The following is a 13,937-nucleotide window of genomic DNA, read 5'->3' as shown; positions in this document are numbered from 1 at the left end:
GAGTCTCGCTGGGTGGGACAGGTTGTCTCCTGTGACACACGGTCGGATAAGAGTGATGGCAGCCACAGAGGTGCCGTATCGGCGGTGAGGACAAGCGAGGTTGAAAATGCGGCGTTTGAAGGGCGAGGACAACAGCTTCCTGGCGTGGGAGAGCGCGGTGCAACCGCAGCACACGATGAAGGCCGTGGTGCTCGATCCGAGCCAGATGTCCGAGCCGCTCACGTTCGACCGGGTCAAGACCGCGGTGCGAGGCTGGGTGGACCACATCGAGCCCATGCGGTGGCAGCTGCTCTCTCCGCGGGTGGGCTTCGGCCGGCCGTGGTGGATTTCGCGGCCACAGATCGACATCCGCTACCACCTGCAGCGGACCACCGCGCCGGCCCCGGGTGGGGACGAAGAACTCGCCGCGACCATCGGTGAGATCTTCGAAGTCGCGCTGGATCGGGACCGCCCGGCCTGGCAGCTGTGGTTCGTCGAGGGTCTGAGTGACGGCCGCGTCGCCCTGGTCCTCAAGATTCACCACGCGGTCGCCGACGGCACCGCATCGCTACGGCTGCTGGAAACCCTTTACAGCCGTGATCCGCAGACGCCGCTGCCGCAGCCGCGCTCGACACCACTGCCCGACGAGCGGCGGCCGGCACCGTGGATCTGGTGGCCGCTGGTGCTGCGCCACCAGATCGCGGCATTGGCCAGGTTCCCGAGCATCGTCGCCCGCACCGTGGCGGTCACCGGGGTGATCCGGCGCCGGCAGAAGGACGGAAAGCCCGGTTACGCAGAAGCGTTCGCCGCCCCGGCCATGCCATTCAACGAACCGTTCTCGGCCAGCCGCCGATTCGCCTACCGGCGCTGCGACGTGACGGAGATCAGGCGGGTGTCAAAGGCTTTCGGCGTCACCGTCAACGACGTTTTCCTCACCATCTGTGGCGGGGCACTACGTGATTACCTGGCCGAGAACGGAAAACTCAGCGGTGAAAGCATGACCGCGGTAGTGCCCGTCTCGATGCGCCCGGACGAAGCCGAGGCCGAGTGGGGCAACAAGGTGGCGCGCTGGAACGTCGACCTCGCCACGCACATCGCCGACCCGGTGGACCGGTTGGCGGCGGTCGCCTCGGCGACCCGCACCGCGCGTGAGGTGCAGGCCGAGCGTGACGCCTGGCTGCAGCACGACTGGATGGAGTACTGGCCGCTGTTCTGGCTCTACTCGCGGGTGTTGCCGATCCTGGGGGCGAAGATGAAGCGCCGCCCGATGTTCAGCCTGATCGCATCCAACATGCGCGGACCGCAGCACACGCTGTACTGGGGCGGGGCACCGATCGAGCAGCTCATCTCATCAGGACCGATCGTGTTCCCGATGGGATTGAACTTCACGGGTTGGAGCTACCGCGATGAGATGGCGATCTGTGTGCTCACCTGTGGTGACCAGGTGCCGGATCCGTACGGGATCGCCGACCGGGTGCCGCGGGTGTTGGCCGAGCTTTCGGCGCGGGCGGATTCAGCAGACGGCCGGGTGCTCCACGCGCCGGATCGTCAGGCGGTATCCGGCTAGGACGTCGAACCACTGGCGGGCCACGAGATCCGCCGCATCGAGCGCGTGACGGTTGCCGCTGCTGAGCAGTTGGTCGGCGGCGTTGCGGGCGCGGGTGACGGCCTGGCACTGCGCCGCAGCCGCGGCGGGCGTATCCACGTCGACGGACCTGACGAGCTGCAGCCGCGCGGCGTCGATGTCCGATTCCGCCCTGGCCACCAGTACCGCCGACGATGTCAGTTCGGTGGTGTCCTCACTGCCGTACGACGTCGCCAGCCGTTGGCGGACCTGCCCGACGTGTGCCCGCCAGACACCGGCGGCGGTGCCGACGACAGCGGCGGCCTGACCGGCACCGGCCAGGACTTCGTAGCCAGGACAGCCGTCACCGGAATCGGCCGTGTCGCAAGAATTATCGACCGGCACCGGGAACACCGCCTTTGCGTCGACGAGCGCATCGGAGGCCGTGACGGCGGCGATTCCGGCCGAATCCAGGCCGCGGGGGCCGGCCTGCCGGTCGACCTGCACCGCGTCGCGGGGGATGAGCACGTACCGGGCCGAATCCCCTTCTATGGCGCTCACCAGCAGCCAGTCCGCGGACAGGGCACCGGTCACGTCCTGCCAGTGACCGGTCAGCCGGAAGTTCCCGGCGTCGGCAGTCAATGTTCCCGTGTGTCCGCCGGCGCTGGTGACCAGTGCCGCGGCATCGGCACCCCACACCTGTTCGGAGGCGCTGTCGCCAAGGCCTCCAACCAGGTGGGCCGCGGTATTGACCGCCGCGGCCAACCACCCGAGCGATCCGTCGCGCTCGGCGAGGGTGGCCACCGCGGTGACGAAATCTGCTGCCTCCGAGGTCGATCGAGACATCGCGCGGCCACCGTAACGGGCCGGCTGCAACAGCCGGTACGAAGGCTCGCGCAGGAGTGCAACCGATTCGGTGATCGAGGCAGCGGGGTCGACGCCAGATGCCGGCGACTCGGCCATATGACCTCCTGGGAGGGGCGACGAATGGTATCCACGATGGTGACATACCCGACGGTCAGGATAGGGCGGCAGTGATGACGCAGAATGTGCGCGCCGCGGTGCGTCAGGCACTGCCGGTGATCGCCGCAGCCGCTGCCGATGTCGATCGCACCGGGGCCGTGGATCCGTCGGTGATCAGTGGTCTACACGATGCGGGTTTCTTTGCGATGCTGCAACCCAAGGCGTTCGGCGGGATCGAGGCCGCGCCCGCCGACTACCTGGCCGTCACCCGCGAGCTGTCCGCGGCATGTACCTCCACCGGCTGGCTGGCCGGGTGGTTGGGCGTCAACACCTGGCACCTTTCGCTGTTCGACGAGCGGGCCCAGCGCGACGTGTGGGGGCCGGATCCGCGGACCCTGCTCTGCGAGTCGTACGCCCCGACCGGCCGCCTCGAACGGGACGGGGACAATTTCCGCTTGTCCGGCCGGTGGAGTCGGTGCACCGGCATCCTGCACTCGTCGTGGCTCATGGCCGCCGCGGTGCTGGTCGGTGAGGACGGTGCCGCCCAGGACTTTCTGGTGGCCCTGGTGCCGCAAGCCGACTATGTCGTGGAATCGAGTTGGAACAGCGTGGGATTACGCGGCATCGGCGCGCACGATGTCGTCGTCTCGGGTGCTGTCGTGCCGCGGTACCGCACGTTCGGCTGGGTCAGCGACGAGCAACTCGGCAGGCTGGCGCCGCTGTACCGCCTGCCGCAACCGACGATGTACACCCACACCGGCACGGCTCCTCTGCTCGGTGCCGCGCAGAACATCCTTTCGGCGCTGGGGCCCCGGGCCACCTCGTCGGTGGATCCGGTTGCCATGGCGCGCAGCGATCTTGAGTTGTCGGTCGCCCAGATCGACCGCAACCTGGGCGATCTGATGGAATCGGTGAGTGCCGGCCTCGCCGCCGACCCCGACCTGGTGCTGCGGTCGCGGCGCGATCAAGTGTTGGCCTCGGAACGCGCCGTCGCGGCGATCAGGACGTTCATCGCGCACGCAGGTGGCCGCGCTGCCGGCGACCTGATCGTGGAGCGAGTGTGGCGCGACGTCCAGACCGCGCAGACCCACGTCGCCAGCAATGTCGAACAGGTGCTGGCCCTGGTGGGCCGCCACTCGTTCGGCATGGAGGTCGACGAGATCCTTTGGTAGCCGCCGGCTTCAGACCCAGGCGTCGGAGGTAAGCGTGCGCAATACCCGTGACAGCAGGTTGTCGGTCGCCTGTGTGCGAGCCGGGGAGACCGCGACGGCACCGCGTCCGGTACCCAGCTGCTCGGAAATGTGCCGGGCGGCCCGGATCACGAACGGCGCGGTTCGCTGCAACCGGTGCAACGGCACGGCCCCGGTCAGGGACAGGCCCGCCACCTCGCCGTCGGCCGACCGCAGCGGGGCCGCCACGCTGGTCAACCCGATCGCCAGTTCCTCGTTGTCGTAGGCGAGCCCGTGCCGGGACCGGATCCGGGCCAATTCCCGGTGCAGGGTTTCCAGATCGCTGATGGTCGACCGGGTGGACCGGCTCAGCTTCGGCCCCAGGACGGCGTCCACTTCCTCGGCCGGAAGTTGGGCCAGCATGGTCTTTCCCAGTGCGCTGGCGTGCGCCGGCGAGTGGCCGGCGACGCGGGTGGGCACGACCGCGCTGTTACGGCCGGCGACCTTGTCGAGGTAGACGACATCGCCGCCGAAGAGCACTCCCAGGTGCACCACCAGTCCGGTGTCGGCATGCAGGCGAGACAGGATCGGCGATGCCGCGCTGCGCAGTTGCGAGTGGTCGACCATCCTGGTCACGGGTAGCGGGGAGGCGGCCAGCGCGTAACCGTCGGGGCGGTGTTGCAGAAGCCCGGCGCTGTGTAACTGCTTGAGAATTCGGTGTACCGACGACCGGGGCAGGCCGGTGCGGCCCGCGATCTGATCCAACCGTAGGTGTTTGCCGGGTTCGTCGAAGACATTGAGGATCAGGGCCACGCGATCCACCATCGACACGGCCGTGTCGCGTTGTTCGGCGCGTGGTCGTGATGTCGCCTTGCTGGTGGATGTCGGCACCTGCGCCCCCTGGGACGTCGGACTGTGAGTCACCCACGATCTCACTGAGCGGGATGCTGCCGCAACCAGTTGTGCGGTTGCGGCGACGATGGTGGCTGGCACGCGGTATGCGCGACAAGGGAGTTTTGATGCGTGGTGTTGAGATGACCAGGGACGTCCTGGACGGTATCGATGAAAATGCCGGCCGGATACAGGCACTCGGCCTCGTCAACGAGACGCTGGGCCGGCTCGACATCCGCACGGTCGACGCGCTGCGTGATTCCGGCGTGATGCACATGTTGCAGCCCGCCGAGTTCGGCGGTATCGAGACCCATCCCGGTGACTTCGCCGAGGCTGTGCTGGAAATATCCCGTCTCGACGGGGCGGCGGGCTGGGTCGCCGGCTCCGTCGGTGTCCCGCCGTGGGCGCTGGCCTCGGCCGACCGGCGGCTGCGCGACGAGGTGTGGGAGGCCGACTCCGACGTCTGGATCGCCTCGGCGCACCCGCCGGCCGGCGTGCTGCTGCCGGTCGACGGCGGTTACCGCCTCTCCGGCGAGTGGCCGTCGGTAGCGGCCATCGACCATTGCGACTGGGTTGTCGTCGGTGCCCGCGTGGTCGGCACCGGTGAGGCCGACGGTCTCGGGTATTCGCTTGTGCCGAGGGCAGATCTGCATATCGTCGAGGGATCCGGCGCGGCGATCGGACTGATCGGTACCGGTAGCAAGAGCATTACCATCGACGACGTCTTCATCCCCGGACATCGGTTGCTCAACCACAACAGCATCGTCGACGGCACCGCGGCGGCCCACGCGGGGTTGCGCAATCCGATCTATCACATTCCGCTGAGTACCATTGCGCCGCTGGGGATCGCGGCTGCGGTGATCGGGATGGCAGAAGGCGCGCTGGCCCACCGTATCGATGCGGCCGGTGCGGAAGGCCCCGTCGAGGAACACGCGGCCGCCGAGATCAGGGCGTCGCGGTTGGCGTTGCTCGACACGCTCACCGCGTCGTTCAACCGGGTGCTGGACGGGCCGATCGACCCGGGTATGCGCGCGCGGGCACGCCGCGATCAGATCGCCGCAGCCCGCCGCGCGGTGCGAGCGGTCGATGAGATCGTCTGTCAGTCAAGCGTCGACGCGCTGCACCGCACCAATCCGGTGCAGCGGTTCTGGCGGGATGCCCACGTCGGCTTTGCGATGGTGGTGGGCGAGTCGAAGACCGTGGCCCCCTAGGTCGGTCAGGCGTGGGTGCCGCCGTCGATACGGATCTCGGTACCGCTGATGAACGCACCGTCGTCGGATACCAGCATCGCGATCACGCCCGCGACGGCGGACGGGTCGCCCATCCCGGCGCCGCCGGAGCTGAGGTCGGTCGGCATGATCGGCGACAGTTTGGCGAACAACGACCAATCGGCATCGGCGGGGATGAGTCCCGGTGTGGCGTCGGTGATTCCGGACTTGATGCTGCCCGGCGCGACGCTGACCGCCCGCAGTCCCTGCTTGCCGTATTCCAGGGCGAGCGCATGAGTCATCGACTGAATCCCGCCCTTGCTGGCGGCATAGGCCGCCATGTACGGATGAGCGAATGCGGCCGAGGTGGAACTGAAGTTCACGATCGTGCTGCGCGGATTCTGCAACAGCGCCGGCAGCGACTCGCGGATCACCAGAAACGTCCCGGTGAGGTTCACCGTGATGATCTGGTTCCATTCCTGCAGGCTCATTTCGTGCGTGTGCACCGCGCGCAGCATGCCGGCGGCGTTGACCACCGCATCCAGGCCGCCCAGTGTCTCGACTGAGCTCCGCACGCCCACCACCACCGATGCCTCGTCGCCGATGTCCATCGTCAGTGAGTTGAAGCGGTCTGCCGTGCCGGCGTCCTGTGCGCTCTGCCGCGTGGCCGCCAAACCCTCGGCGGAGATGTCGGCGCCCACCACGACAGCACCCTCGCTGAGCAATCGCAGCACGGTGGCCTGCCCGATACCTGATCCCGCGCCGGTCACCAGGATCCGGCGGTCTTCCAGTCGGTTCATCACGGTCATTGTCCCATCACGTATTTCACGGTCGGGCCGGCGGTCCAGCCGCCGTCGACGGCGATCTCGGCGCCGGTGACGTAGCTGGAGGCGCCGGAGAGCAGGTAACACACCGCACCGGCGATCTCGTCGGCCTCTCCCACACGGCCCATCGGGGTGTTGGGGTAGTTGCCTTCGCCCGGTTGGATGCCGATCTGGGCGGTCATCGGCGTGTAGGTCATGCCGGGATGGACCGAGTTCACCCGGATCCGGTCCGGGCCGAGCTCGACCGCGGCGATCTTGCTCAGCCCGCGCACGCCCCACTTGGACGCGCCGTATCCGGCGGTGAGCGCCAGGCCCATCAGGCCGGCGGCCGATGAGATGTTGACGATGGAACCTCCGCCCGCGGCGCGCATCGGGGCGATGGCCGCCTGAAGGCCGTTGAAGACGCCGACCAGGTTGATCTCGAGCACCGTGCGGAAGTGATCGAGCGGTTCGTGCTCGATGAACTGGCCGGTCGAGATACCGGCGTTGTTCACCAGGCCGTTCAGCTTGCCGAATTCGGAGAGCGTCAGCTCGACCGCGGACTTCCACTGTGCCGCGTCGGTGACGTCGAGATGGACGTAGCGGGCACTGTCACCCAGGTCGGCGGCCAGCGCGGCGCCGTCGTCATCGAGGACGTCGGAGATCACCACTTTGCCGCCGCGCGTGACGATGTGCTGAGCGAACGACGCGCCGAGGCCGCGTGCGCCGCCGGTCACGATCGCGACGATGTCCGACAAGCTCTCCGAATCTGCTTGCATCCCAACAACTTCCTCTCGGGTGAATCTGGCTGGATTCAGTGGTCCATCCTGGCTGCCGTACTGCCGGTGGTGTGACCGCAACGATAATCACGACGGGGCCGGCGTGTCCGAAAGTCCCGTTCAGCGGGAAAGCGGTGCCGCTCGGCCGGTGCCTACCGCCCCGGGCCGCCGAGTACCGGTGAGTGAGACAAGCGGTGTTCGCCCCACCCGGTCGTTCGTAACGTCACGCACGGAACATTGAAGCGAAAGGCATCGACAGTGACAGCCCAGCCAGCTCCGTCAGGTACCGCCGAGAAGACCACCGCCGCGGTGGATGCGGTGGTGGTGGGAGCCGGATTCGCCGGGCTGTACGCGTTGCATCGCCTTCGGAAGCAAGGCCTTTCGGTGCGAGTGTTCGAGGCTGCCGCCGGGGTGGGCGGGGTTTGGTACTGGAACCGCTATCCCGGTGCCCGGTGCGACGTCGAGAGCGTCGACTATTCGTACTCGTTCGACTCCGAGCTTGAGCAGGAGTGGAACTGGACCGAGAAGTACGCCACCCAGCCGGAGATCCTGGCCTACCTCAACCACGTGGCCGACCGATTCGACCTGCGGCGCGACATCTCGTTCGAGACCCGGGTGACCGACATGGTGCTGGACGAGAACACGCTGCGCTGGGAAGTCCGCACCGACCGTGGTGACGCGGTATCCGCGCGTTTCTGCATCTTGGCGGTCGGCCCGCTGTCGAACGCCAACATCCCGGCGATCGAGGGTCTCGATTCGTTCGAGGGCCAGGTCTACCACACCGCGCACTGGCCGCACGAAGGCGTCGATTTCACCGGTAAGCGGGTCGGCGTGATCGGTACCGGATCCTCTGGCATCCAGGCGATCCCATGTATCGCCAAAGAGGCCGAACAGCTCTTCGTCTTCCAGCGCACCCCGAACTACAGTGTGCCGGCAGGAAACATCCCACTCGACGACGAGACGCGGGCCGCGCAGAAGGCCGGTTACGCCGAGCGACGCAGGCTCTCGATGCTCAGCGGCGGCGGCTCACCCCACCAGCCGCACCCCAAGTCCGCACTCGAGGTCTCCGCCGAGGAACTGCGGCAGACCTACGAGCGGCGCTGGGAACTGGGCGGGGTGCTGTTCTCCAAGGCATTCCCGGACCAGCTGGTCACCATCGAGGCCAACGACACCGCACGGTTGTTCTGGGAGCAGAAGGTGCGCGCGGTGATCGACGACCCGGCTGTCGCCGAGGTGTTGATCCCGAAGGACCATCCGATCGGTGCCAAGCGAATCTGTACCGACGACAACTACTTTCAAACCTTCAATCGGGACAATGTCTCGCTGGTGAATCTGCGCGCCACGCCGATCGAGCGGGTCGACCCGTCGGGAATCCACACCACCGACGCGCATTACGACCTCGACGCCCTGGTGTTGGCCACCGGATTCGACGCGATGACTGGTTCGGTCCAGAAACTCAACGTGGTAGGCCGGGGTGGCCGGACCCTCAACGAGGCGTGGGCCGAGGGGCCGGTGACCTACCTCGGTCTCGGTGTTCCGGGCTTTCCCAACCTCTTCAACATCGCCGGTCCGGGCGCACCGTCGGTGCTGGCCAACATGGTGCTGCATTCGGAGCTGCACCTGAACTGGGTGGCCGACGCGATCGCCTACCTCGACGCCCACGGCGCCCCGGCGATTGAGGCCCGGGCGGACGCCGCGGCCGAGTGGGTGGCCGAATGCACCCGACGTGCCGCAGCAACGCTTATGCCGCAGGCGAACTCGTGGTACCTCGGGGCGAACATCCCCGGCAAACCGCGCGTTTTCATGCCGTTCGTCGGAGGTTTCGGCGTGTACGGCGAGATCATCGCCGATGTCGCCGCGGCCGGTTACAAAGGTTTCGACATCCACCAGGAACTGCCGGCCTGACGGTCGAGCACGTGCCGGATGAATGCAGACCGGTGGAGTTCCCGGCCGGTGAGACGAGATTGGCCCCCTCCGGATCCCGGAGGGGGCCAATCTCGTTGTGATTGTTGAAGCGGACTAGTCCAGGTAGTCCCGCAGCACCTGCGAGCGGCTCGGGTGCCGCAGCTTGCTCATGGTCTTGGACTCGATCTGGCGGATACGCTCACGGGTTACGCCGTAAACCTGGCCGATCTCGTCGAGCGTGCGGGGCTGGCCGTCGGTCAGGCCGAACCGCAGCCGCACCACGCCGGCCTCGCGCTCGGACAGCGTCTCCAGCACGGACTGCAGCTGATCCTGCAGCAGCGTGAACGAGACGGCGTCGACGGCCACCACGGCCTCGCTGTCCTCGATGAAGTCACCGAGCTGGCTGTCGCCCTCGTCACCGATGGTCTGGTCCAGCGAGATGGGTTCACGCGCGTACTGCTGGATCTCCAGCACCTTCTCCGGCGTGATGTCCATTTCCTTGGCCAGCTCTTCGGGCGTGGGCTCGCGGCCCAGGTCCTGCAGCAGCTCACGCTGGATCCGGCCCAGCTTGTTGATCACCTCGACCATGTGCACCGGGATACGGATGGTGCGGGCCTGGTCGGCCATGGCGCGGGTGATGGCCTGGCGGATCCACCACGTGGCGTAGGTGGAGAACTTGTAGCCCTTGGTGTAGTCGAACTTCTCGACCGCGCGGATCAGGCCCAGGTTGCCTTCCTGGATCAGGTCGAGGAAAGCCATGCCGCGGCCGGTGTAGCGCTTGGCCAGCGACACCACCAGGCGCAGGTTGGCTTCCAGCAGATGGTTTTTCGCGCGGTCGCCGTCACGGCAGATCCACTGGTAGTCGCGCCGCACCTGGGTGGTGAGCTTCTCACCCTTCTCGGCGAACTCGGCCATCTTCTGGGTGGCGAACAACCCGGCCTCGATGCGCTTGGCGAGCTCGACCTCTTCCTCTGCGTTGAGCAGCGCGACCTTGCCGATCTGCTTCAAGTACGCGCGGACCGAGTCGGCCGAGGCCGTCAGTTCGGCGTCCTTGCGCGCCTGGCGCAGCGCCTCGGACTCTTCCTCATCCCACACGAAGTCGCCGGACGCCTTGTCCTTCTCCGACGGCTCGGGGTGCTCCTCGTCGGCTTTCGCCGCCTTGGCCGGGGCGGCCTTGGCGTCCTTGCCTTCCTCGGCCTCCGCCTCGTCCTCGTCGTCCTCGTCGTCGCCGGAATCCTCGACGTCCTCATCGGTGTCGAGGTCGTCGTCGAGCTCGAGGTCGGTGTCGTCGACGTCGAGATCGTCGCCGGGACCTGCTTCCAGGTCGTCGGTGGTCTCGAGTTCGTCGTTGAGGTCTTCGGGCTTGCTCGCCGCGGCCTTTGCGGCCTTCTTGGCGGGCGCCTTCTTGGCGGGAGCCCGCTTGGTGGCGGTGCCGCCCTCAGCCTTGGCCGCGGTGCTCTTGGCTGCCCGCTTGGCCGGGGCCTTCTTGGCGGGAGTCTTGGTAGCGGTGCGCTTCACCGGCTCGTCTGTCGCCGGGCTTGCCTTTGTCGCTGCCACGTACACCCTTTCGGTCTCGCGAAATTTTCCGGTGGGCATGGGCATACTCCACCGAAAGCGTCTGCTATCGAATGTTGGCGTTCTTATCGGCTGGGATATTCACCGCTATTCGGTAGGCGGCCGCCGAGGACCATTGTAACGACAGTGTGGGTGTTCACCGTCCCGAGCGGCAAATTTCGGCACGTGGCGGGCCGAAAGCGGCAAAGTTACCCGGCGGTAGCCGGCGTGCCGGCGGCTCCCAGGTTTTGACTGGCCATGGCCGCGCCCACGATGCCCGCGGTGTTGAGCAAGGCCGCCGGGACGATCGGGGTGCGGATGTTCAGCAGCGGCAGCCACTTGTCGGACTTACGGCTGATGCCGCCGCCGGCGATGAACAGGTCGGGCCAGATCGCGTTCTCGATCGTGACCAGTACCTTGTTCACCTCTTCGCTCCACCGCGCGTAACTCCAGTCCTTGCGTTCCTTCACCGAGGACGCGGCACGGTGTTCGGCCTCCTTGCCGTCCACCTGCAGGTGACCAAATTCCGTGTTGGGCAATAACACTCCGTTATGGATCACCGCAGAGCCGATACCGGTGCCGAAGGTCAGCAGCACCACGACACCGGAGTTGTCCTTGCCTGCCCCGTAGTGTTCCTCGGCCAGGCCCGCCGCGTCGGCGTCGTTGAGCACCCGCACCGGCTGGCCGCCGAGCGCGGTACTGACGACCTCGGCGGCGTTCACGCCGATCCACCCCTTGTCGACGTTCGCCGCCGTGCGCACGATGCCGTCGGTGACCACGCCCGGGTAGGTGACGCCCACGCTGCCCGTCCAGCCGAACTCGGCCACCACCGCAGCCACCGTTTTAGTCACCGCTTCGGGAGTGGACGGCTGCGGCGTGTCGAGCTTGAACCGTTCACCGATGAGTTGTCCGGTGTCGAGGTCGACGATCCCGCCCTTGATCCCGCTGCCGCCGACGTCGACGCCGAATCCGCGGCGCTGGGCCGCGACGGCGGGAGCGGGATCTGCCGTTGGTGCATCGGCTGCGGTCATGGGTGCTCCTTTGTGGGACAGGCGGTGCGGCTGTCGGACAGGGCGAGGACGAACCAAGGCGCGCCCCCACCCTAGTCGTTGAACATGGCACCCGCGTGAGGTCCGCCGCCGATCGCAATGCGACTTTTCGGGCGGAAGATGTTGCGATAGGGCAGTGACCGACAACAGTTTCGATGCTCCCGCCTTGCGGCTCGTGGCCGAGCAACTGGCTGCTGAGGCCGCCGAGTTCGTCGCGCGCCGGCGGGCCGAGGTGTTCGACTCCGGACAGACGGCGGCGTCCGCCGTGCGAACCAAGAGCACACCGACCGACCCCGTGACGATCGTCGACACCGAAACCGAGCGATGGTTGCGTGAGCGGCTGGCGGTGCTGCGGCCGTCCGAGCCGGTTCTGGGCGAGGAGGAGGGCGGTCGAGCGGACGGCCGGGACGGGCTGAGTTGGGTGCTCGACCCGATCGACGGCACGGTCAACTTCGTCTACGGGATCCCGGCCTATGCGGTGTCGGTAGCTGTGCAGTACGACGGGCGATCGGTGGCCGGAGCGGTGGCGAACGTGGCCGGCGGTGAGGTGTACTCGGCGGCCCTGGGGCAGGGTGCGGCGGTGGTGCGTGGGGGCGTGCGCACGCCCCTGCGGTGCAGCGGGGTCCAGGACCTGTCCCTGGCGCTGCTGGGCACCGGGTTCGCCTATGACCCCGGCAGGCGCGCGCGCCAGGCCCGGGTCCTGGCCCAGGTCCTGCCCGCGGTGCGTGATGTGCGCCGCATCGGGTCGTGTGCGCTGGACCTGTGCATGGTCGCCGCGGGCCGGCTCGACGCCTACTACGAGGAGGGTGTCCAGGTCTGGGACTGGGCCGCGGCGGCGCTGATCGCCGCCGAGGCGGGGGCGACGGTGCGGCTGCCCATCACGCCTGGTGACGAGCAGGTGATCGCGTCGGCGCCGGGGGTGGCCGACGCCTTGCGCGACGCACTAGCAGGTGCCGGTATGGATCTTTGACAGCAGTGCCGAATCCGACGGAGCGGTGGCGTCGGGCCGCAGGCTGGCCAGCACGGCCTTGATGTCGTCATTGCTGGCGAGTTCGCTGAATTCGGTACCCAACGCCAGATCGACTGTGGCGTCCGGCCTTTCGTCCTGGAACAGTTCGGTGCACGGCGCTACCAGCCACACTGCGGCGGCGGCGGTCCGGCCTGACGGGCCGAAGCGGATCTGGCCTTGGCATTCCAGCCGCGTGGTGGAGTAGATGGGGTCGTTCGCGGCCTCGGGTTGGGCGAAGCCGAGATCGCGCAGCGCGCCCGCCACCTCGCCGGCCTGACCGCCCTGCCCGCTGGCGTTGAGCACCCGGATGCGGGTCTCGGCCAGGGGAGCCGGCGTGACGTCTGTCATGGCCGAGCTGGCCACCTGCTCGCCGAGTTTGGGGGCTGCCGGATCGGTGGCCGGCGGCGGGTTGTTGCAGACCGTGGCCTCGTGCACATCCGCGGGCTGGCTGAGCGCGATGATCCAGACGGTCATCGTCACCACCGCCAGTACGACGAAGAGCACGATGCCCGGAACGAAACTGCGCCGACGGAACGGCCGACCGTGCCGGTCGAATGCTGTGCCATCGGTGATTTGCGCGACCACACGTGCACTCTAAGCGCAAAGGTGTTCGCTGACGCAGCAGAGCTCAGACGGTAGTGTGATGTAAATCACACTGAAACGTGTGGCAATACGGGCACGAATCATTTGGGGAATGCGTTCGACGCTGGTACAAAGCTCTGCTGCAAGGTAAGGGAGGGGACACAGACGATGGCTACCGACTACGACGCTCCACGACGTTCCGAGGCAGACGAGGTTTCTGAGGATTCGCTCGAGGAGCTCAAGGCACGGCGCAACGAGGCGCAATCCGCTGTGGTGGATGTCGACGAATCCGAATCGGCCGAGTCGTTCGAGCTGCCGGGCGCAGACCTGTCCGGCGAGGAACTGTCCGTGCGGGTGGTCCCGAAGCAGGCCGATGAGTTCACCTGCTCCAGCTGCTTTCTGGTGCACCACCGCAGCCGGCTGGCAAGCGAGAAGAACGGCGTGATGATCTGCACGGACTGCGCCGCCTGACGGCGGCCCAG

The 13,937-nt window shown here is 67.4% G+C and carries 13 protein-coding genes; 6 read left to right on the top strand and 7 right to left on the bottom strand.

Annotated elements, in window-relative coordinates:
• Window positions 1-106: 106 nt before the first annotated feature.
• Window positions 107-1,546 carry a wax ester/triacylglycerol synthase family O-acyltransferase gene (locus K6L26_RS19290; RefSeq protein ID WP_221851205.1) on the top strand — a complete coding sequence of 480 codons (1,440 nt, stop codon included), beginning with the start codon at window positions 107-109 and terminating at the stop codon, window positions 1,544-1,546.
• On the opposite strand, the gene K6L26_RS19285 is transcribed toward K6L26_RS19290, so the two are convergent.
• On the bottom strand, window positions 1,493-2,506 hold the full coding sequence (locus K6L26_RS19285; RefSeq protein WP_221851204.1) for an acyl-CoA dehydrogenase family protein: 1,014 nt from the start codon (window positions 2,504-2,506) through the stop codon (window positions 1,493-1,495). The genes K6L26_RS19290 and K6L26_RS19285 overlap by 54 nt on opposite strands.
• Before the next feature lie 74 nt (window positions 2,507-2,580).
• Here K6L26_RS19285 and K6L26_RS19280 point away from each other — a divergent pair, with 74 nt between their 5' ends.
• Window positions 2,581-3,678, top strand: coding sequence for an acyl-CoA dehydrogenase family protein (locus K6L26_RS19280; RefSeq protein ID WP_019345465.1), 1,098 nt, complete (start codon window positions 2,581-2,583; stop codon window positions 3,676-3,678).
• 9 nt (window positions 3,679-3,687) lie between these two features.
• Here the strand turns inward: K6L26_RS19280 and K6L26_RS19275 are convergent, their stop codons facing one another.
• Window positions 3,688-4,566 (bottom strand): IclR family transcriptional regulator, encoded by an 879-nt coding sequence (locus K6L26_RS19275; RefSeq protein ID WP_019345464.1) that lies wholly within the window; start codon window positions 4,564-4,566, stop codon window positions 3,688-3,690.
• 143 nt (window positions 4,567-4,709) lie between these two features.
• Here K6L26_RS19275 and K6L26_RS19270 point away from each other — a divergent pair, with 143 nt between their 5' ends.
• On the top strand, window positions 4,710-5,777 hold the full coding sequence (locus K6L26_RS19270; RefSeq protein ID WP_085141336.1) for an acyl-CoA dehydrogenase family protein: 1,068 nt from the start codon (window positions 4,710-4,712) through the stop codon (window positions 5,775-5,777).
• Window positions 5,778-5,782: 5 nt separating this feature from the next.
• Here K6L26_RS19270 and K6L26_RS19265 read toward each other — a convergent pair whose 3' ends face one another.
• Window positions 5,783-6,574: an SDR family NAD(P)-dependent oxidoreductase gene (locus tag K6L26_RS19265; protein ID WP_064894459.1), complete on the bottom strand. Its 792-nt coding sequence runs from the start codon at window positions 6,572-6,574 to the stop codon at window positions 5,783-5,785.
• A gap of 5 nt (window positions 6,575-6,579) precedes the next feature.
• Entirely contained in the window at window positions 6,580-7,356 is a 777-nt protein-coding gene (locus K6L26_RS19260; RefSeq protein WP_019348521.1) for a glucose 1-dehydrogenase, read from the bottom strand.
• A 258-nt stretch (window positions 7,357-7,614) separates the two neighbouring features.
• Here K6L26_RS19260 and K6L26_RS19255 point away from each other — a divergent pair, with 258 nt between their 5' ends.
• Window positions 7,615-9,261, top strand: coding sequence for a flavin-containing monooxygenase (locus K6L26_RS19255; protein ID WP_047038159.1), 1,647 nt, complete (start codon window positions 7,615-7,617; stop codon window positions 9,259-9,261).
• Window positions 9,262-9,375: 114 nt separating this feature from the next.
• Here the strand turns inward: K6L26_RS19255 and K6L26_RS19250 are convergent, their stop codons facing one another.
• The gene (locus tag K6L26_RS19250) at window positions 9,376-10,857 is read right to left on the bottom strand and encodes an RNA polymerase sigma factor (RefSeq protein ID WP_174683016.1); all 1,482 of its coding nucleotides are present in this window, start codon (window positions 10,855-10,857) and stop codon (window positions 9,376-9,378) included.
• A gap of 167 nt (window positions 10,858-11,024) precedes the next feature.
• Entirely contained in the window at window positions 11,025-11,846 is an 822-nt protein-coding gene (gene ppgK, locus K6L26_RS19245) for a polyphosphate--glucose phosphotransferase (RefSeq protein ID WP_047038165.1), read from the bottom strand.
• Window positions 11,847-12,000: 154 nt separating this feature from the next.
• On the opposite strand from ppgK, the gene K6L26_RS19240 reads away from it, so the two are divergent.
• Window positions 12,001-12,834, top strand: coding sequence for an inositol monophosphatase family protein (locus tag K6L26_RS19240; RefSeq protein ID WP_019344624.1), 834 nt, complete (start codon window positions 12,001-12,003; stop codon window positions 12,832-12,834).
• Here the strand turns inward: K6L26_RS19240 and cei are convergent.
• On the bottom strand, window positions 12,808-13,458 hold the full coding sequence (gene cei / locus K6L26_RS19235; RefSeq protein ID WP_019344625.1) for an envelope integrity protein Cei: 651 nt from the start codon (window positions 13,456-13,458) through the stop codon (window positions 12,808-12,810). The genes K6L26_RS19240 and cei overlap by 27 nt on opposite strands.
• Before the next feature lie 165 nt (window positions 13,459-13,623).
• On the opposite strand from cei, the gene K6L26_RS19230 reads away from it, so the two are divergent.
• A complete protein-coding gene (locus K6L26_RS19230) occupies window positions 13,624-13,926 on the top strand; it encodes a DUF4193 domain-containing protein (RefSeq protein ID WP_019344626.1) in 303 nt (100 codons plus the stop codon).
• Window positions 13,927-13,937 lie beyond the last annotated feature (11 nt).

Origin of the sequence: Mycobacterium farcinogenes (genome assembly GCF_019739075.1) — a bacterium.
Taxonomy (GTDB): Bacteria; Actinomycetota; Actinomycetes; order Mycobacteriales; family Mycobacteriaceae; genus Mycobacterium; species Mycobacterium senegalense.
The sequence above is the reverse complement of the archived record's forward strand: the minus strand, read 5'-3'. Positions and strand labels throughout refer to the sequence as shown.

What these genes read in the sequence shown, in the direction of transcription:
- K6L26_RS19265 (WP_064894459.1), bottom strand. Translation starts at nt 6,574, where the DNA reads ATGAACCGACTGGAAGACCGCCGGATCCTGGTGACCGGCGCGGGATCA.
- K6L26_RS19285 (WP_221851204.1), bottom strand. Translation starts at nt 2,506, where the DNA reads ATGGCCGAGTCGCCGGCATCTGGCGTCGACCCCGCTGCCTCGATCACC.
- K6L26_RS19280 (WP_019345465.1), top strand. Translation starts at nt 2,581, where the DNA reads ATGACGCAGAATGTGCGCGCCGCGGTGCGTCAGGCACTGCCGGTGATC.
- K6L26_RS19290 (WP_221851205.1), top strand. Translation starts at nt 107, where the DNA reads ATGCGGCGTTTGAAGGGCGAGGACAACAGCTTCCTGGCGTGGGAGAGC.
- K6L26_RS19230 (WP_019344626.1), top strand. Translation starts at nt 13,624, where the DNA reads ATGGCTACCGACTACGACGCTCCACGACGTTCCGAGGCAGACGAGGTT.
- K6L26_RS19270 (WP_085141336.1), top strand. Translation starts at nt 4,710, where the DNA reads ATGACCAGGGACGTCCTGGACGGTATCGATGAAAATGCCGGCCGGATA.
- ppgK (WP_047038165.1), bottom strand. Translation starts at nt 11,846, where the DNA reads ATGACCGCAGCCGATGCACCAACGGCAGATCCCGCTCCCGCCGTCGCG.
- K6L26_RS19260 (WP_019348521.1), bottom strand. Translation starts at nt 7,356, where the DNA reads ATGCAAGCAGATTCGGAGAGCTTGTCGGACATCGTCGCGATCGTGACC.
- K6L26_RS19250 (WP_174683016.1), bottom strand. Translation starts at nt 10,857, where the DNA reads ATGCCCACCGGAAAATTTCGCGAGACCGAAAGGGTGTACGTGGCAGCG.